General features: G+C 65.2%; 21 protein-coding genes. 4 read left to right on the top strand and 17 right to left on the bottom strand.

Annotated elements, in window-relative coordinates; all coding sequences use genetic code 11:
- Nucleotides 1-29 precede the first annotated feature (29 nt).
- The 7 genes from ACTOWJ_RS12770 to ACTOWJ_RS12740 all read right to left on the bottom strand — a co-directional run bounded on the left by ACTOWJ_RS12770 (nt 30) and on the right by ACTOWJ_RS12740 (nt 4,371).
- The gene (locus ACTOWJ_RS12770) at nt 30-671 is read right to left on the bottom strand and encodes a HEAT repeat domain-containing protein (RefSeq protein WP_441334999.1); all 642 of its coding nucleotides are present in this window, start codon (nt 669-671) and stop codon (nt 30-32) included.
- Nucleotides 672-739: 68 nt separating this feature from the next.
- The gene (locus tag ACTOWJ_RS12765; RefSeq protein ID WP_441334998.1) at nt 740-1,042 is read right to left on the bottom strand and encodes a hypothetical protein; all 303 of its coding nucleotides are present in this window, start codon (nt 1,040-1,042) and stop codon (nt 740-742) included.
- Complete coding sequence (locus tag ACTOWJ_RS12760; protein WP_441334997.1) at nt 1,039-1,176, bottom strand: hypothetical protein; 138 nt, start codon at nt 1,174-1,176, stop codon at nt 1,039-1,041. The genes ACTOWJ_RS12765 and ACTOWJ_RS12760 overlap by 4 nt, the downstream gene beginning before the upstream one ends.
- Complete coding sequence (locus tag ACTOWJ_RS12755; protein ID WP_441334996.1) at nt 1,173-2,069, bottom strand: sterol desaturase family protein; 897 nt, start codon at nt 2,067-2,069, stop codon at nt 1,173-1,175. The genes ACTOWJ_RS12760 and ACTOWJ_RS12755 overlap by 4 nt, the downstream gene beginning before the upstream one ends.
- A 114-nt stretch (nt 2,070-2,183) precedes the next feature.
- Nucleotides 2,184-2,612 carry a hypothetical protein gene (locus ACTOWJ_RS12750; RefSeq protein WP_441334995.1) on the bottom strand — a complete coding sequence of 143 codons (429 nt, stop codon included), beginning with the start codon at nt 2,610-2,612 and terminating at the stop codon, nt 2,184-2,186.
- Nucleotides 2,613-2,993: 381 nt separating this feature from the next.
- Nucleotides 2,994-3,770 (bottom strand): DNA/RNA non-specific endonuclease, encoded by a 777-nt coding sequence (locus ACTOWJ_RS12745; RefSeq protein WP_441334994.1) that lies wholly within the window; start codon nt 3,768-3,770, stop codon nt 2,994-2,996.
- 127 nt (nt 3,771-3,897) lie between these two features.
- Nucleotides 3,898-4,371: a hypothetical protein gene (locus ACTOWJ_RS12740; RefSeq protein WP_441334993.1), complete on the bottom strand. Its 474-nt coding sequence runs from the start codon at nt 4,369-4,371 to the stop codon at nt 3,898-3,900.
- A gap of 133 nt (nt 4,372-4,504) precedes the next feature.
- Between ACTOWJ_RS12740 and ACTOWJ_RS12735 the strand changes: the two genes are divergently transcribed.
- Entirely contained in the window at nt 4,505-5,092 is a 588-nt protein-coding gene (locus tag ACTOWJ_RS12735; RefSeq protein ID WP_441334992.1) for a hypothetical protein, read from the top strand.
- A gap of 94 nt (nt 5,093-5,186) precedes the next feature.
- Here ACTOWJ_RS12735 and ACTOWJ_RS12730 read toward each other — a convergent pair whose 3' ends face one another.
- The 3 genes from ACTOWJ_RS12730 to ACTOWJ_RS12720 all read right to left on the bottom strand — a co-directional run bounded on the left by ACTOWJ_RS12730 (nt 5,187) and on the right by ACTOWJ_RS12720 (nt 6,696).
- Nucleotides 5,187-5,477 (bottom strand): hypothetical protein, encoded by a 291-nt coding sequence (locus ACTOWJ_RS12730; RefSeq protein ID WP_441334991.1) that lies wholly within the window; start codon nt 5,475-5,477, stop codon nt 5,187-5,189.
- Nucleotides 5,478-5,524: 47 nt separating this feature from the next.
- Complete coding sequence (locus tag ACTOWJ_RS12725) at nt 5,525-6,193, bottom strand: SIMPL domain-containing protein (protein WP_441334990.1); 669 nt, start codon at nt 6,191-6,193, stop codon at nt 5,525-5,527.
- Nucleotides 6,194-6,300: 107 nt separating this feature from the next.
- Nucleotides 6,301-6,696: a hypothetical protein gene (locus ACTOWJ_RS12720; RefSeq protein WP_441334989.1), complete on the bottom strand. Its 396-nt coding sequence runs from the start codon at nt 6,694-6,696 to the stop codon at nt 6,301-6,303.
- Between the two features lie 435 nt (nt 6,697-7,131).
- Between ACTOWJ_RS12720 and ACTOWJ_RS12715 the strand changes: the two genes are divergently transcribed.
- A complete protein-coding gene (locus tag ACTOWJ_RS12715) occupies nt 7,132-8,043 on the top strand; it encodes a LysR substrate-binding domain-containing protein (protein ID WP_441334988.1) in 912 nt (303 codons plus the stop codon).
- A gap of 38 nt (nt 8,044-8,081) precedes the next feature.
- On the opposite strand, the gene ACTOWJ_RS12710 is transcribed toward ACTOWJ_RS12715, so the two are convergent.
- The 3 genes from ACTOWJ_RS12710 to ACTOWJ_RS12700 form a co-directional block, all read right to left on the bottom strand.
- Nucleotides 8,082-8,729, bottom strand: coding sequence for a 2-hydroxychromene-2-carboxylate isomerase (locus ACTOWJ_RS12710; RefSeq protein ID WP_441334987.1), 648 nt, complete (start codon nt 8,727-8,729; stop codon nt 8,082-8,084).
- 14 nt (nt 8,730-8,743) lie between these two features.
- The gene (locus ACTOWJ_RS12705; RefSeq protein ID WP_441334986.1) at nt 8,744-9,784 is read right to left on the bottom strand and encodes a CmcJ/NvfI family oxidoreductase; all 1,041 of its coding nucleotides are present in this window, start codon (nt 9,782-9,784) and stop codon (nt 8,744-8,746) included.
- An 80-nt stretch (nt 9,785-9,864) separates the two neighbouring features.
- The gene (locus ACTOWJ_RS12700) at nt 9,865-10,320 is read right to left on the bottom strand and encodes a YcxB family protein (protein WP_441334985.1); all 456 of its coding nucleotides are present in this window, start codon (nt 10,318-10,320) and stop codon (nt 9,865-9,867) included.
- 198 nt (nt 10,321-10,518) lie between these two features.
- Here ACTOWJ_RS12700 and ACTOWJ_RS12695 point away from each other — a divergent pair, with 198 nt between their 5' ends.
- Complete coding sequence (locus ACTOWJ_RS12695; RefSeq protein ID WP_441334984.1) at nt 10,519-11,028, top strand: nuclear transport factor 2 family protein; 510 nt, start codon at nt 10,519-10,521, stop codon at nt 11,026-11,028.
- A gap of 130 nt (nt 11,029-11,158) precedes the next feature.
- Nucleotides 11,159-11,962, top strand: a complete 804-nt coding sequence (locus ACTOWJ_RS12690) for a thioesterase family protein (RefSeq protein ID WP_441335107.1) — start codon at nt 11,159-11,161, stop codon at nt 11,960-11,962.
- Nucleotides 11,963-12,033: 71 nt separating this feature from the next.
- Here the strand turns inward: ACTOWJ_RS12690 and ACTOWJ_RS12685 are convergent, their stop codons facing one another.
- From ACTOWJ_RS12685 to ACTOWJ_RS12670, 4 genes are all read right to left on the bottom strand, one after another.
- Entirely contained in the window at nt 12,034-13,623 is a 1,590-nt protein-coding gene (locus ACTOWJ_RS12685) for a PepSY-associated TM helix domain-containing protein (protein ID WP_441334983.1), read from the bottom strand.
- A 79-nt stretch (nt 13,624-13,702) separates the two neighbouring features.
- Nucleotides 13,703-13,936 (bottom strand): hypothetical protein, encoded by a 234-nt coding sequence (locus ACTOWJ_RS12680; RefSeq protein ID WP_441334982.1) that lies wholly within the window; start codon nt 13,934-13,936, stop codon nt 13,703-13,705.
- Entirely contained in the window at nt 13,933-14,217 is a 285-nt protein-coding gene (locus ACTOWJ_RS12675) for a hypothetical protein (RefSeq protein WP_441334981.1), read from the bottom strand. Before ACTOWJ_RS12675 ends, ACTOWJ_RS12680 begins: the two co-directional genes overlap by 4 nt.
- Nucleotides 14,218-14,330: 113 nt before the next feature.
- Complete coding sequence (locus tag ACTOWJ_RS12670; protein WP_441334980.1) at nt 14,331-16,496, bottom strand: TonB-dependent siderophore receptor; 2,166 nt, start codon at nt 16,494-16,496, stop codon at nt 14,331-14,333.
- Nucleotides 16,497-16,715: the final 219 nt, after the last annotated feature.

Below are 16,715 nucleotides of genomic sequence, written 5' to 3'. Positions count from 1 at the left end.
CTTAGCGAGGCACCGGCCGGTATCGGGCACTAAGCCTTCGCCAGCTTAAGCTCCTCATCGCGCATACGCTCGGCGAGTTGCCGCAGAAACGGCCGGGCATCGCGCAAGGCCTCGGCCAACAAGGCCGCCAGACGCGGCGATCTCAGTTGGCGCAGGCACTCCAGCGCCGACATCCGCGACCATTCCTGCTGATCGTCGGCGCGGTGCCATGCCGCCCAGGCCAGTTCTTCGGCCGCGCGCGCGCCGATCGCGGTCAGCGCGCGGATCGCGCGGCGGCGCACGTACTCGTCTTCGTCGGTGGCCAAGGCCAGCAGCAGATGCTCGGACTCCTCGCCCGGCACGTTTTCCAACTCGACCGCCAGTTGCCAGCGCGCCTGCGCTTCGCCCCGCGCCAGGGCGGCGCGGGCCAGAAAGCGCAAGGTGTCGGGCTGCCGAATGCGGATCTCGCGCGCCAGGTATTGCGTGTCGTTGTCGCGGGCGATCGCGTACAGCACCTGCTCGACGTCCTCATTGGACCAGGCCTTGCCCGCATGCTCGTCGATGCAGGTCAACACGGCCCGATGCCACGCCGGCCACGCATCGTAGTCGCACTCCCATTGCCCTTCCTGCGGCTTGGCATCGGCCGCGGCCCAGTCGCGGAAGCGGTCTGTTTCCAGGTTCAAATCATGCATGCCCGTGCGTCCTGACTTACTGACTTGGGGGGCGGCCGTCTGCGCGGACTTGCCTCGTCCGCGCTGCGTCATTCCAGGCCGGCGGCGATCTTGTCCTGCAATCCGTTTTCTTTGAGAAAAGTGAAAACCCAGTCCAGGTGCGGTTGTACGAAACAACGCGAACCGCCGTCCTTGAGCATCAACGTCGTCGGTCCCTGATGCGGCTGGAACAATTCCTCGACCTGCCCGCTCAGCATCAAGCGTTTCGCCTCGTCCAGGCTGACCACGACGCGGACGTCCTGGCGCGGCGGCTCCGCCTTGGGCATCGAACTGCAGGCGGCCGCGAAGGCCATGAGTGCGCACAGGACCAGACGGCGAATCGGGGTGCTCACAAGCCATTCTCCTTTGCCTTGCCGAACGCGCCGCGGCCCGCCATGGCGCCGCCCCGGTTTGCCGATACGCCTGCTTTCCCGCCGACGATACGGCAGCGCCAGGCCGGGTTCAAACACGCCTGTTCAATGTTCACTCGCCGGCCTTCGAACGCGTTGCGACCGTATCGACATCCTCGGGCTCGCGGAAAGGCAGCAGGTACATGCGCCAGATCGGCGGCTGGGTCGGGCCGATGCCGGTCTGGGCGACCGGGCCGCGGCTGTAGGTACCGAACAGGCGGTCCCATACGATCGCGTTGCAGGCGTAGTTGGTGTTGCTGTCCTCGAACACCGCCGAATGATGGCGGCGGTGGGCGTGACTGTCGGTGAAGAACCATCGCAGCCCCGGCGTATCCATGCGTACGTTGGCGTGAGCCAGGGTGGTGTTGGTCAGCAGCAGCACACCGGCCATGCGCACCGCTTCGACGGGCGCGTCGGTCAATCCGGCTAACAAAGTCAGCGGCAATGCCACGAACACCAGTTCGAAGGGGTGATTGGAACCGACATTGAGCGACTGCAGATTGTGGAAGCCGTGATGGAACCCGTGCCCGGTGATCCGCCACAGCAACGCCGAGCGATGGATGGCGCGATGAATCCAGTAGTAGATCAAGTCCGCCGCGAAATACAGCAACAGCGCCTGCGCCAGCCACGGCCACGATTGCGGCCACAACGCCACGCCGAACGAATCGCGCACACCGGTCAATGCCGGCGGCAGCAGCGTGCGATACCCGCCGATGATCAGGCCCGACACCCACAAGCCGATCAGATACACACCCACCAGCTTCCACGTGGCCGCCGCGCCGATGCGCCATTCGGGCATCGCGGGCATCCAGCGCTCCAGCAGCTGCAACGACAGCAGCACCGCCGCCATCGTCGCCCAGAACGCGATCTCGCCGCGACCCAATAACCACCACGATCCCAGCGCTCCGGCGAGCATCAGCGGATGCGCCCATCGTTCCACCCAACGCACTGACTGCGGACGAAGCGGCATGCGGGCCTTCCTTGTACGACGCGATGGAACCGGGTTCGAAGCGCTGTCGGCGGTGAGGGTATCGATCGGCTCAGCGGCGCAGCGGCTCGACCGCGAACCCAACGCCACGGCGGATCACCACAACGCCCACCAGGGCTTTTTTTCCTGACGTGGCGTTTCGTACATCAACGCCGGACACAGGACCGACCACGGCCCGCCGTTTTGCGCCATGAACAATCGGTGCGAGGAAACCCGCCCGTCCGCGGCGCGCATCTGCTCGGTGACGACGTAAAAGCATTCCGCGAAATGTTCGATGGAGGCGACCGTGCTGCTCACGCTCGTCCGATCAGGCGGCCCGGCCTGCCTCCATTTCGCCTCCAGGACCCCGGCCAGTTCGGCCACGGCTTGCGGTCCCGAATCGGGGCGCCGTTCAAGATATTGCAGCACCAGTCTGGCTTCGAGCTCGAAGTTTCGGTAAGTCGCGGCCAAATCCATATCGTTGTCGCGATAGGCCGCCGCCAGTGCATGCAAGGCTTTCTCGGGCGTCGACAGATCCATATCCACGGTTCGCTCCATGAGCCTGAGGCTTGAGTTGGGTCGATCGGCTGACCTCGTTCGACGACCGGGCGCCGATCGTCGAAGGAACCTCACCAACCGGCTGGAGCATAAGACCCGGGGGATGAACTGCCCTGCACGCGGCCGCGGGGCGTGGATCGACCCGCGGCCACGCGGCCTTGCGGGTGGTCCGGCGCCGAAGCGCCGCCGGGTTCGAAATGCTCGCCGGGAGCCAGAGTGCACTTCCTCGGCGGAGGTATCAACCGCCCGACTCGCGCGCCCGCTCGGCACCGGTGACCAGATTTGGCCGTCCACGTGTGAGCGCCGCGCGTACCGGCCCCACGCAAGGCGGCGCTCAGTGCCCCGATCTTCCGGGGGGCGCGAGGGCGCTTACGGCAGCACCAGCACCTCGCTCCAATCGGCCGACGTCTGATTGCGCAGCGACGTCGCCAACCCCGGGAAGGGGTCGACGAAGGCGGCGCGTTCAAGCTCGTTGATCGAGATCACCTTGCACACCGGCGCCAAATTATTCTCGCACCAGTAGGCGCCGGCCACGCCGGCGTCGGGCACGTAGACCGCTTTCCAGGTCTGGGTGGGCACCACCACCTTGCCGCTGGCGATGGTGGTGCTCATGTTCGCGAAGTCCGGACCGGTCACCACGTAGGCCTCCTCGTAGCTCTTGGCGACGAGGCGCACGGTGTTCTCGATCCGCGCCCAGATGCCGCGATTCAACTTGCCGGTCTGCGGCACGATGTTGGCGACCGAGAAGGTTTCCTTCTGCGCCGGCGTGGTCGAGGCGTCGCCGGCCGGCATCATGTGGCCGCGGTCGTAGCCGCTGTTGGTGTAGCTGGCATGGGTGGTCGCCAGACCCGGTTCGCTGAAGAAGTTGGAATCGATGCGGCTGATCGACTCGGCGCCTTCCACCTTGGTCCGGGTCAGATGCTGCGCCGACCACAGATTGCCGCCGGTGACCTTCGAGGCATACAGATTGTAGTCCTGATAGCAGACCGAAATGGCGCCTTGGGTCAGTTCGCCATTGTCGAGCACCGGCTTCTTGCCGCCGAGATATTGCTGGTTATGCGCGCTCGCGCAGGTGGCCGCGGAGGCCGGACCGAACGCACCGCACAACGCCAACACCGAAATCGTCGTCCAGGTTTTGCGCACCATGACGCCTCCAGACCGAATGAGAGGTCTGCAAGCGTGGTCTGCGCTCAGGGCACGCTAATGACGGTTTTGTTGCGTGGATTGGTCAGCCGGCCGATCGCCCGGACTCACATCGGACGCGAGCTGCGCGTCAGCGACATCGGGTGTATGTCGTAGACCGTTCCCCATCGGTCACGGTCAGCGAATCGCCTTTGAGCACGTAGAGATCGAGCACGCGCATCTTCTCCCCGCCATAGACCTCCACCGCCTCGATACGCCATGCCGCCGGCAAAGTCGATATCCGCTGCACCTTGATCGGCGTGTCGGTGTGTTCGTAGCCGCGCAGCAAGCGGCGACCGATCTTGAATCCGCCGTCGCTGTCGTAGTTCAGCGGAAGCCGGCAGGGCCCGGCGATCGGTTCCCACTGTCCGAACAAAGCCGAAGGATAGGCGGCCGGAGGCGGCCGCCTGGCCGGCGTCGCCGGGCGAGCCGATTGCGGAACCGCGCCGGCGTCCTGCGCGGTAGCGGGCGACGCGGGCGACGCGGGCGACGTGGGCGACGTGGGCGACGTGGGCGACGTGGGCGACAGCGCCAAGATGAAGCAGATGAACATTGTCTTGCGCATGGCCGGGTGCTCGTCCTTGATCGTGGCGATGGTCTTGGAACGTCGCGCCGCCGATGGACGCACCCTATTCTGGAGGAATGCCACCGTCTTCGCTCTATGATGGGAATCAGGTCGCTACGGAAAGGGAAATTCGGTGATCACAGATCCGCATATCGCTGCCAAGGTCCATCAGTTACTGCGCGAATCCAGCGAGCTGATCAATTCGGCCGCGATGCTCGTCAAGGAACACTGCCCTGAGGACGAGTTCGAGTCCTTTCGCGATGGAATTTCCAAAATTCTCGCCGAAACTCTTATCGAAGTTCTCAATCCCTTGTATTTCCTGCACCCCGATCTGGCGCCGCTTGGCCTTCGCATTCCCAAGAACAGGATTCAGCCGCCGCCGGATGCCCCCAAAGTCATCGCCACTCGCGACCTGACTTACTCGCTGAACGCCGATCCCGACAGCGCGCTTCCCATGCAAGTCAGAGTGTTCTCGCCCCGCCCGGCCAGGATGCGCCCGGAAGATACGACACCCGCTACCGATTCCGTTTGCACCGTCGAGTTCCACGGACTTCCGTATTCCAGGTTTGACTGCCTGAAGATTCACGGAATCGATTCCATCCAGTCCCTGTCTCTGGCGTTGAACATAGACAGGTTCCTGCGAAATGTAGAGCGCAACCACGCGTTGACGTTCCGATGGGCCGAAGACGGATCTGCATACTTCGACGAATCCGCCGACTAACGGCTCGTCGCAAATAGCCGCATCACCTTCGCCCATTCTCGGCCATACCAACCACGCCATCCACCGCCGAGCCTGACGGACTCCGCACCGCCGATCACTCGGGGCCGAACCAACGATCGCGCATCGTGGCCAGGAACTCGGCGCTTATCGGAAAACCCGACGCCGATCCGATCACTGAATCGATCCCGCAGCGCGGGCACAGAGCAGTGGTGCCCGTTTCGTTCTCACTTCCTTCCGGCGCGTCGTCCGGCGTGTCGATCCATTCGTCTATCGCGGCCGGCACGAAGGTGGACAGGCAGTAGAAACAACCGCATAGCACGCTGGCTTCCAGCTCGGGCCGATGATTGGCGCTGTGCGTGTGGGCCTGCTCATGATCGGACTTCATTGTCATACTCCCGCGATATCCACCGCTCGTCGCTCAAACCCGAGAAGTCACACCTTGTCGCCGAATTCTCCAACCCGGACATCCATCCGCACGAACACCCCAAGCCGGCCTTCGTGATTGTCCAGCAACTGGTAGCCCTTGACGTCGTCGGCCGCGCTCGCAGCCAGCGCGGACGTCATGCCGCGCGGCATTTCGTAAGCTTGCGAGAGCGCATCGGTATTGGGCTCGACCCACTTCTGCGACATGCTGTAGATCGAGCGGATGCTCAATCCGGCCGCATCGGCGATCAGCCGCGCTTGCCGCATCGACTCGATCACCGCGCGACGCAGCAGTTCGTCGCGCTCGGCGGTCAGATCGCCGTACTCGCGCCGGATGTCCTTGAGCGTGGCGCCCTTGATCGCCGACAAGGCCCCGATCGCTTCGGGCGCGACCGCGGCCGGGATGTCGCGGATCTCCAGGTCGATTTCGACCGACGAACCCGACAGCCAGCGCTCGCCCGCGGCGAAACTCACCGACTCGATCCGAATCTTGTCTTCGGGCACGCCCAGGCCTTGCATCAGTTCCTGGATCGCCAGCAATTCCTTGCTCTTGCGCACCGCGGCCATGGAGCCGACCGTGGCGCTGCCGATCACCCGCAGTTCCAAGGTGATGCCCGTGGGTTTGAGCCAGGTGTCCTGGGTGACTTGGGTTTCGATTCGGTCGGGATTGTGAAACATGGCGGTGGCCTGATTGGAGGAAGCAGGACGGTGCCCGGGCGCCGGAGCGGCGGCGAATCAATTCATACGACAGAACGGAACAAGCGGCGCGGCCGATTCGTCAAGCCTCATCGCCACAGAATTTGGCCGTCGCGCTGGAGTATCAACGGCTCTTCAGCGCTGTAGCGCTTGCCCTTCCGCCAGGCCCGGGTCTGTATCTTCAGCTGCAACAAGCCGTCCTCGCGTCGCAACCAGGCCATGGGTCTGGTTGCGACGCGGTCGTGATCCCGGCCGCGCCCCAACTTGGCCAGATTGCGGCTTTCGACCTCGCTCAGATCGACCTTGAGGTATGAGCCGTCGCGCTGGCGCAGGAAGGCGAACACCGCCGCGCCCTTGCCGGTATCGGTCGATACCGCCGCGGCGCTGCGATCGGCGTTCCACACCGCACCGTCCGGCGGAGGCTCGGCGTGGGCGGCGAACGCGATCGATAAAAGCAGGGCAAGCGCGAGGGTGACACTGTCCATGAGGTCCGGCTCCTGATCTACGGCCTGATATGCCTGATATGGCCGGTTATACGTCGCCCACCCGGCCCTGGCAATTGGCCGGCCCACCTCACCGGGCGGCTTGACCCTCATCCCCGGTTCGCACTTGAGGCGGCTCGCTCGGCACCCGATTTCGCCGCAGTGGAATCGGCCCGGCGCTGAGTCGCCACTTCTGGCCGAATGCACTCACTATCCTGGCGAAGTCGGCCTTGTCCTGGGCGATGTCGCAACTGCTGCGCGACGTTTACTGACATCAGAACACAACTGCTTCAATCGCCCCACGAAATCGACGGTCGAAGCCTCGCAACCTGCCTGCGCGCCGACGTATACGACGAACGGCGCGCAAATCGAGTTCTTTTGCGCGACATCCGGGCTTGTGCTTCAATCCCAGCACCTTAGAACGCCAAGCGCACAGCGATGTCGCTCCCCCTGGTCCGCTTGCCCTCGCTAGACCTGATCCGGGGTTTCGTCGCGGTGGGGCGCCGCATGAGCATCACACTCGCCGCCGAGGACCTGTGCCTCACCCAGTCGGCGGTCAGCCGCCAGATCAATGCGCTGGAAGAACAACTGGGCGTCAAGTTGTTCGTGCGCGGCCATCGTTCCATCGCGTTCACACTGGACGGCGAACGATTGTTCCGCAGCGCGGACAGCACGATTCAACAGATACAAGATGCCCTGGGCGAGATGCGCACCGACGGTATCCGGCGTCCGGTCATGCTCAGCGCGAGCATCGGCTTCACCGGTTTATGGCTCTTGCCTCGCCTGAGCCGGCTTCAGCAGCTGCATCCTGGGATAGACCTTCGTGTCTCAGCAAGCAATCGGATCTGCGACCTGCGCCACGACGGCATCGACCTGGCGATTCGTTACTCCGGCCACGCGCCGGACATCGGCGAAGTCACCCGACTGTTTGGCGAATCGGTAGCGCCGGTCGCGCATCCGTCGCTGGGCGTGCAATCGTTGCGCAGCAAACAGGCGCTGTCGAAGCTTTCCCTGCTGGAATTCGACGATCCCCTGCATCCATGGCTGCAGTGGTCGCACTGGCTGGATACGATGGAATGGCAGGAGATCAAGCCCAACGGCGTGCTGCACTTCAATCAGTACGATCAAGTGATCCAGGCCGCGCTCGCCGGACATGGGGTGGCATTGGGGCGGCTGGAACTGATTCAGCCTTTGATCGACGACGGCCGCCTCATTCGGCTCCAGATTCCTGAAACTGCCCCGAAGACGCAGCACGCCTATTGGCTGATCCGCGCCGAAGCGCGGCCACGCGAGGACGTGCGACACGTGGCGGCCTGGATAGAAGCCGAGGCCGGCGTTGCGCGCAATTGATCGCTTCGGCAGATCGATCGATAGCCGCGCGCCCTGCCCTAAGACTCCGTCATCACCCCGAGGGCAGACAGTTCCCGGCATCGGGTAAGCGCATCGTTCAGACGATCGTTGCCCCAGAACATTTCCTCGCCGACGAAGAAGGTCGGCGCGCCGAATATCCCCATGGCCCGCGCAGCTTCGGTCTGATCGCGCAGCTTCAGTTTATTGGCATCCGATAGCGCGGCTTCGATGATGTCGCGAGCTTGAAATCCGAGCTGAGTCAGCACCTCGCTCACCGCATCCGCCGAGTCGATATCGCGATCCTCCACGAAGTTCAACCGCATGATTCGACGGCAGTACTCGCCGATCCACGCGGCTTCCGCGCCCACCAGAGCCACCCGCAAAGGAAGAACCGCCGCGCGCGGAAAAGTGCTCGGGCGAGACCATGCCAAGCCGTATTTCCTGCATTCGCGCGACATATCGGCCCATACGTACTGGCCCTTGGCTTGCTGCAACACGAAGGGCGAGGTCTCCCAGCCGAACGAACGGAAGATCGGCCCAAGCAGAAAGGGCCGCCAACGGATCGTCACGCCGAGCCGCCGGGCTTTGTGCTCGATGCGCATCACGCTGAGATAGCTGTAATTGCTGCCGAAGTCGAACCAGAAATCGACCGCTGTCGTCCGGCTCGATGCGGGAAGATCGCTCATGGCCATACGCTCCTTCATTCGTAGACCACCAGGCAGCGAAGCTCGATGCTCTCGCGCACAGGCGCATCGGATGGAATGTCGGGAAGATCGAAAGCCGCATGCGGAACCAGTCGCGCAACCCCGCTGACTTGAGAATCGTATTGCTTGAACACCATCGCCTCATGCCGGTCCATCCGCGAAAAATATGACCACCGATGACGGTGCGAGTAGGCGACGTGATAGATCTCCCCTGTGCGCCGGGGATAACGCACTTCGCTGGCGATCAGATCGGACGCCGTCAAGGTTCGGGCATCGCACACCGCCAGCGGCGTATCCAACACCGGCCCCTTGATCGATCGCCAGATGTTGACGATGGCGTAGCGCGCGGTCAGCGCATCCGCCTGGGCTTTTCCGAGCACCAGGCCTAGGCGCCGCCTCCCGGACGCTTCGCTGTAATCGTTATGGATTCGGCCATTGGCCGCCGCCAAGCCGTTGCCCTCGCGGCGACCGAACGACAACGCGGCACGGTCGCGTTCGCGTCGCCTCACCAGATGATCGAACACATGCGCGCGCGTCGCGCCCGTCGCGGCGATAGCGAGTTCGGCGGCCTCGCGATAATAGACATCCTTGACGACGTCGCCGTTGAGGAAGTCCCTGATAGCCGTCGGCGCATCCATCAGTCGGAAGCCCTCGACGTCGACGGAAAGCGAATCGCGGATGCCGCGCGCGTCGGCGATGGATACCAGCCGGTGCTCGAACTCGCCGCTTTCCCACGGTGTTCCGGGTGGCGGTTCGTAGGCGTAACTGCAGGGGCGCGGCGAGCCGGGTTTGAGATAACTCAGTCCAGCGACGACCGGGGCCGGCTCATCGGCCGGGTGAATGGCGACGTCCGCGGAGCGGACAGAGGGCTCGGAGTGAGCGTTCATTCGATCTCCTGTCGGTCGAACCATCGCCGGAATCGGGCCGGATGCCCGCTTCCGCATGAATGACTCGGTCGGAGATTGACCTCGCACGCAGGCCGGCTCAAACGACATTTTCGGCTCCTCGCATTCCTGGCGGGAATGCGACTGCCTCATTCGGCTCCCACAGGCCGTTGTAGCGGATCGTTCAACCTGTCCACTGGACGACAAAACGGTCCGCTGACCGCTACTTCCCGCTACGTGCCCCGCGTATCGGCCCCGTGCGCCGCGGCCATGGCGATCAGCGAAGTCTGCAGCTCCAGATCCGGAATCGTCCGCAACGGAATGCAATGCGCGCAGGCGGGCGCGAAGAAAAACATCAGAAACCCCGCGCGCCGCTTCACCTGGAAGATGGCCGGCCATTTGTGCGCGTACTCGTAGGTGACGCCCACGGCGCGGATGCCGTCGTTGTCGAAGACATAGGTGAAAGGTTCTCTGGACTGCTTGTACAGGTAGTGCGTCGCCGCCGCCCCCGTCAGCACGATGCCCGGCACGAACAGAAAACACACCAGACTTACGAGCAAGGCGTGCGTGGTGAAACGCCCGCCCTCGGTCATCGCGATGGCCACCAGTCCGAGTCCCATCAACGGCCACATCAGGACGAAGACGTAACCGGACGCGCGCTCGAACATCAGGGCCGTGTTGGCGCGCACGCGATCCCAATAGGAGAACGACGACGGGAAGCTGATTTTCTCGGAGTGTTCCATGGGTCCGGCTTCGGAAGACCTGGGTGTCGGCAGTATGCGGGTGTGGGCCGCCGCGGGTAAGTGCAGGGATACGCCGGAGGTGCCAGGGCGATGTCGCGGCTCGCGCCGCTCCTGCAAGGGGGTGGTGGTGAGCTATGTTAGGCCTTGGATTTTCTACGCATCCGCAGGAGAACACCGGTGAAACCATATCTTCGCTCCATCTTGCTTGTTTGCGGCCTGATCGCCGCGAGCGGCGCGTATGCGGCCAGTCCGGTCGCGGCGACGGCCTCGACGCAAGACTCGGCCGCGGTCGCCGCCATCGGCGCGACGATCGGCCAGTATTTCCAAGGCCACGCCACCGGCAACGCGGATGCCATGCGCAAGGCGTTTCTCCCGAGCGCGCACATCGAGGGAATCCGCGAGGGCAAGTTCACCTCGTGGACGGTGGAAGAGTATTGCGCCCGGTTCAAGGGCAATGCGGCGGCGGACGAAAGTACGCGCGTGCGCACGATCGACTCCATCGACGTGTCGGGCAACGCGGCCATGGCCAAGGCGACGCTCGATCATGGCCAGACCGTGTTCACCGATTACTTCGTTCTGTTGAACGTGGACGGCGAATGGAAGATCGCCAACAAGGTGTACGCCGCACGCAAAAAGGACGACGCGGGGAAATGACGGTGCGCGGATCGGCGGAACCGGCCGTTCGGCCGCCTTGATCCGCTGCGGTCTTGTTATTGCGAGTTGCAGTTTTACGCTGCCTCGTCCGCGTCCGCCGCGAACGAAGACAACCAGGAGCCGAACGCAGATGCATGCCCAACACAGCCCACCGCCGTCGGCGTATTTCAAGCGCGTCGGTGCGACCCGGTTCCAGGCGACCGAACACGTCGGAGGCGGCTGGAATCCGGCCGAGCAGCATGTCGCTCCCGCCCTGGGCTTGCTCGCGCATGCGGTCGAGACGGATCGCGATGCACGCCGCAGCGACGGGCTGCGGGTCGCGCGGCTGTCTTACGACATTCTCGGCACGCTTCCCATCGATATCGTCGACATCGACGTCGCCGTGCTGCGGCCCGGCCGCACCATCGAACTGGTCGAAGCGCGCTTGAGTCACGGCGGCCGCGTCGCTGTCGTTTTGCGCGCGTGGTTGATGCAGCAGTACGACACCACGGCGTTCGCGGGTAACTCGCTGCCCCGGATCGCTCCACCGGAAGACATGCCGTCCTGGTCGCCTGTGAGTGTGTGGCCGGGCGGCTTTATCCGCAGCGCCGAGGTGCGCCGGCATCAGATCGAGCCCGGGCGGGCCTCGTATTGGGTCCGCACCGGTGTGAACCTGATCGAAGGCGAACCGGTCAGCGCGACCGCGCGCGCCCTGGGGTTGCTCGACATCGCCAACGGGATGACGCCGCGCGCAGCGGCCGAAGACGTCGCCTTTCCGAATCTCGACCTCACCGCGCATTTGTTCGAGCCGCCCGGCGACGACTGGCTTGGCCTGGATACGACGGTCGCCTTCGGCGCGCACGGCATCGGCCTCACCCACAGCATCATCCACGGCCGCGGCGGCCCCATCGGCGCGGTGTCGCAGTGCCTGACCGTCAGGCCTCGCCGCGCATAGCCGGCGACGCGTTGCAGCAAGGCCTGCCGATTCGTTGCGGCAACGCGCTTCGACGCGCGCCCGCGACGTCCTTACACGGCGCCGCGGGCGGGCGCCGCAGCCGACCAGACACTGTCGGTGTGGCCGGTCGTCATGCGTCGGCGGGTGTAACCAGCAATCAGCAAGAACACGGGTGCCGCCACCAGCGCGGACAAGTCCACTACCACGCCGTAACCGGGGTGATTCCAGGCGCCGCCCAGGCCCCAGGCGCCGGCCAGACTCGACAGCGGAATCAACAAGGTCAACGCCGCGCACCACCACAGCAGTTCGACCGCGCCACGCGCGGCGCCGCGCGCGAACGCCCATGCCACCGCGGCCACGAACACCCCGTAGTAAATGCCTTGGTGCCACGCGGCCAGATCGTCCACGCGCGCGGGCAGCCACTTGGTCGCGGCGATGGTGGCCGAGATGCCGGCCACGCAGCCCAACGAAACGCCGACGGTGAGATGCCCCAGCGCGCGCGCCGAACGGGTCTGCACCACCGGGCCGTTGTCGCGGTCTTTCTTGCGCCGCGATTCGATCCACAGCAGATTGCCGGTGTAGAACAACATCGCCCCGGCCAGCCCCAGCAACAGGTACATCCAGCGCACCGTGTTGCCGCCGAAGCTGCCGAAGTGAAGCATGAAGAAGGCGTTGACCGAACCGTTCCATCCGTCCATGTGGCCGGGCAGATCGTGCGTGTCCACTTCGCCGGTGTAGACGTCCAGATGGGTGGACGAGTAAGTGCGCGCACGCGTGCCGTGGCGGGTGTCCAGGCCGGTCACATGGCCTTCCAGGCGGTCTTCGCCCTGTTCGAAGCTGAAACCGTAGACGCGGAAGCCTGGCAGTTGTTGGTTGACCCGGCGCAACAGTTCGGTCGCCGGCAAGGGTTGCGCGCCCGGCGGTAGCGGCGGCGCGCGTTCTTCCTCGCCCCACTGGATGCCGCGCGGGTACACCACTTTGTCCTGGACGTCGTAGATCTCATCGTGGAAGGCGAAGATCACGCTGGTCAGCGCCATGATCAGATGGAACGGCAGGCTGACCAGGCCGAGCGCGTTGTGCGTGTCGAGCCACATGCGCTTGATGTTCTTGCCGATGCGCAGCGCGAACACGTCCTTGACCAGGGTCGGCAGCAGGATGATCAGGCCCGAGACCAGGGCCACCGCGTACAACAGCGCCACCGCGCCCATGAAGAAACGCGAGATCTCGTGCGGAAACGGCAGGCCGACGTTCTGGTGCAGATCGTCGACCCACTGCGCCACCGGCGTCTTGCGGATCTTCTCCACTTGCAGACGGCCGTCGGGACCGAAGCTGGCGCCGAACTCGGTGACGTCGCGCCGGCTGGCGCCGCGCACGCGCCAGACCACGCGCGCGGGCAGGTCCGGCGCGGTTTCGACCAGCACGATGTAGTTCTTGGCCGCCTGCGGATGCGCGGCGAGCACGGCCTTCACCAGCTCCGGCGCGCGCTCCAGCGCCACCGGCTCGGCCAGTTTCGACGGCGGCGTGGCCCAGCGCTCCAGCGGCTTTTCGAACATGGTGATGGCGCCGCCGTAGAAGGCGACGAACAACATCAGGCCGGCGACGATGCCGACCCAGATATGCACGTCCTTGTAGACCTTGATGATGTCGTTGCGCAGCTTCACCGGTTTTCCTTCACGCCATCGTCGAGCGCACGAGCCACAACGCGGCGAATGCCAGCGCGTTCGCCGCGCCCAGCCACAACTAGGCGCGCGCGCTGGTGCGGAACAGGAACACGAACGCCAGCACCGCGCACCAGATCGGCGAGATCAACCACATGGTGAACTGGGCTTTGCCGCTGCCACCGTCGATGCCGTCGGGGCCCAACCACGCGAACAAGCCCGACAAGGCCAGCGCCAGGCCGAAGCCCAGCACCAGACCCGCCGAACTCTTGCCGAACCAGTGTCGGCTTTCCAGGCGCGGCTTTTGCTTGCTCATGGCTTGGCTCGACGGCTGCGCGCACGCCACGCGCCGAGGAACGGCGCCAGCGTCGCGACCAACATCAGCACCGTGAGCCACAGCGCCGCCGCTTCGACCGGACCCAGGGCCGGCCACAGCAGCGCCAACGATGCCAGCGCGCATACCGATCCCGGCCACGCGCCGCGCCGCGACGGCCACGGGCCGGCGGCGCGCCATTGCTGTTGCGGCGAAGCGAGGTAGAACAGCACGCCGCCGGCGATACCGAACAGCACCGCGGGCACGAGCCACCACGGGTTCATGCGAACCCCGATGCGGCGTTCGTGCAGCCGCTGCGAAAGCCGTGCATCGCGGTCAACACGGCAGACGCGGCGCGCCGCGATGCATGCTCACAACCCGCCGACGCCATACCGGCTCACCAACCGAACCGCACGCTCGCCACCACCGTGCGGCCGCTGCCGTAGAAGCACGAGGACACGCCGCCACAGGTCGACACGTAGGTCTTGTCGGTCAAGTTGCCGATGTTGAGCACGAACTGCGTGCTCGGACCGTTGCCATCGCCGCCATCGACGCGGTAACGGATCGCCGCGTCGAACGCCGTGTACGACGGGATGCGGTACACATTGGCGCTGTCTCCGTAGCTCTCGCCGTTGTAGCGCACGCCGGCGGCCAGTCCCAGGCCCTGCAGCGGGCCGTCGTGGAAGGTGTAGTCGACCCACGCCGTCGCCGTCCACTCCGGCACCTGCGCCAACTGCTTGCCGCGCACTTCCGGCGCGCCACGGGTCAGTTCGGAATCCATGCGCGAGGCCGCGCCGATCAGGCTGAAGCCTTCCAGCGGCGTCACCCGCGCTTCCAGTTCGACGCCGCGCACGCGCCCTTCCCCGCTCTGCACCTGGCAGCGGATGGCGCCGCTGGCGCCGCAGGTCACGTGGCTCGGGTCCGGATCGTCGATGAGGATGTTCTGCTGGCGCAGGTCGTAGCCCGACAGCGTGATCAAACCGTCGAAGCCGGAGGGCTGGTACTTCACCCCGCCTTCCCACTGCTTTCCGGTGATCGGGTCGAACGGCGTGCGCGTATAGCTCTGGTTGATGTCGGTGGTCGGCGGCTGGAACGACTCGGCGTAGCTCAAGTACGGCGAGAAGCCGTTCGGCGCGGCGTACAGCAAACCGGCGCGGCCGGTGAAGGCCTCGTTCTTCAGGCGCGTGCGCACCCACGGCGAAGTCCGGCCGGTGGCGACCGTCAGCGTCGCGGTGGACGTGTCGTCGTCGGTGCGGTCGTAGCGTCCGCCGAGCAGCAGGCGCCAGTTGCCGAAGGCCATCTGATCCTGCAGGTAAGCGCCGGCCTGCTCGTTGGTGCCGCGCGACAGGCCGACGCTGCGGGTCACCGGCACGTAACCGGTATAGACCGGACGGAAGATGTCGATCGGCGCGGGGTTGGTCATCGCGCCGCGGCCGCCGGTCCAATCGGCCTTCTGCCAGTCCACGCCGAAGATCAGCGTGTGCGCGATCGCGCCGGTGGCGAACTTGCCCTGGATGCGGGTATCGACGGTGTCGCCGTCGGAGTCGCCTTCGCCCCAGGTGGCGCGGCGGTTCTGGGTACGGCCGTCGGGATTGAGGCCGCCGTTGGTGATCACGCTGCGGAACAGCGATTCCACGTGAGTCCGGCGCGCACTCTGGCTCAACGTCCAGTGCTCGTTGAAGGCGTGTTCGAACAACCAGCCCGCGGTCCACAGGTCGCGGTCGTAGGTATTCCAGGTCGGCTCGCCGATGAAGGTGGTGTTCTTCATCCGGCCGTAGCGAGTCGGATGCAGAGTGCCGTCCATCGGCAGGAACTGGTAGGTCGAACCGCCGTCGTCTTTCTGATACAGGCCGAGCAAGGTCAGGCGGGTGCGCTCGCCCATCTGCCAGGTGTAGCTGGGCGCGAGGAACCAGTGCTTCTGCTCGGTACGGTCGATCTGGGTGTCGCCGTCGCGGTACAGGCCGACCAGGCGCACCAGATGGCTGTCGTCGTCGGTGCCGGTGCCGACGTCGAAGGCCGCGCTGTACTGGCCGTGTCCGTCCAGGCCGAGTTGCAGGATCTGCTGCTGGCCCGGCTGCGGCGTCTTGCTGACCTGATTGACCATGCCGCCGGGAGCGATCTGGCCGTACATCACCGCCGACGGCCCCTTGAGCACTTCCACCCGCTCCAGGTTCCAGCTGTCGAACATGGTGCGGTTCCACTGGCTGCCCTGCGGCGCGCGCATGCCGTCGAGGGTGACGTTGTTGCTCCAACTGCCGGCGTCGTAGCCGCGGATGCGGAAATCGTCGACGCGGTTATCGATGCCGCTGCTTTCCAGCGACACGCCGGCGACGTAGCGCATGGCCTCGTTGAGGTTCTGCACGCCGCGCGCGTCGAGTTCCTCGCGCGCGATCACCGCGATCGACTGTGCGGTCTCGGCGATCGGGGTATCGGTCTTGGTCGCGCCCTGCGCGTGCGAGGTGACGCGATAGGCGTTGACGCGGACGGTATCGAGCGTCTGCGCGTCGGCGCCGTCCGGCGCGGTCTGCGCCGAAGCCGCGAACGGCAGTGCCAGGGCGGCCATGCTGAGGGAAACAGACAACAAAGAACGCGCGGGCGCGCGGAAACAACGGGCTGCGGACACGGAGTCGGCCTCGACGGAAGAGGTCTGGCTGACTGCCTGTGCAGCGGCTGATCCGCGCATCTTAGCAAATGCGAACGGATCGCAATACCGAGCGTGCCGCCGGTTCGGATCCTCGGCGCGCGGCGCCGTCGCGCGGCGGACGATTCAACGCGGTTCTAT

It is taken from the genome of Lysobacter sp. CA199 (genome assembly GCF_052078715.1).
GTDB lineage: Bacteria > Pseudomonadota > Gammaproteobacteria > Xanthomonadales > Xanthomonadaceae > Lysobacter.
Note: the sequence above shows the minus strand (reverse complement) of the source record. Positions and strands in the feature narration are given on the sequence as shown.

Coding starts and splice junctions, on each gene's coding strand:
- ACTOWJ_RS12710 (WP_441334987.1), bottom strand. CDS start 8,729: ATGAGCGATCTTCCCGCATCGAGCCGGACGACAGCGGTCGATTTCTGG.
- ACTOWJ_RS12755 (WP_441334996.1), bottom strand. CDS start 2,069: ATGCCGCTTCGTCCGCAGTCAGTGCGTTGGGTGGAACGATGGGCGCAT.
- ACTOWJ_RS12705 (WP_441334986.1), bottom strand. CDS start 9,784: ATGAGGCAGTCGCATTCCCGCCAGGAATGCGAGGAGCCGAAAATGTCG.
- ACTOWJ_RS12715 (WP_441334988.1), top strand. CDS start 7,132: ATGTCGCTCCCCCTGGTCCGCTTGCCCTCGCTAGACCTGATCCGGGGT.
- ACTOWJ_RS12730 (WP_441334991.1), bottom strand. CDS start 5,477: ATGAAGTCCGATCATGAGCAGGCCCACACGCACAGCGCCAATCATCGG.
- ACTOWJ_RS12770 (WP_441334999.1), bottom strand. CDS start 671: ATGCATGATTTGAACCTGGAAACAGACCGCTTCCGCGACTGGGCCGCG.
- ACTOWJ_RS12745 (WP_441334994.1), bottom strand. CDS start 3,770: ATGGTGCGCAAAACCTGGACGACGATTTCGGTGTTGGCGTTGTGCGGT.
- ACTOWJ_RS12720 (WP_441334989.1), bottom strand. CDS start 6,696: ATGGACAGTGTCACCCTCGCGCTTGCCCTGCTTTTATCGATCGCGTTC.
- ACTOWJ_RS12680 (WP_441334982.1), bottom strand. CDS start 13,936: ATGAGCAAGCAAAAGCCGCGCCTGGAAAGCCGACACTGGTTCGGCAAG.
- ACTOWJ_RS12740 (WP_441334993.1), bottom strand. CDS start 4,371: ATGCGCAAGACAATGTTCATCTGCTTCATCTTGGCGCTGTCGCCCACG.
- ACTOWJ_RS12725 (WP_441334990.1), bottom strand. CDS start 6,193: ATGTTTCACAATCCCGACCGAATCGAAACCCAAGTCACCCAGGACACC.
- ACTOWJ_RS12675 (WP_441334981.1), bottom strand. CDS start 14,217: ATGAACCCGTGGTGGCTCGTGCCCGCGGTGCTGTTCGGTATCGCCGGC.
- ACTOWJ_RS12690 (WP_441335107.1), top strand. CDS start 11,159: ATGCATGCCCAACACAGCCCACCGCCGTCGGCGTATTTCAAGCGCGTC.
- ACTOWJ_RS12670 (WP_441334980.1), bottom strand. CDS start 16,496: ATGGCCGCCCTGGCACTGCCGTTCGCGGCTTCGGCGCAGACCGCGCCG.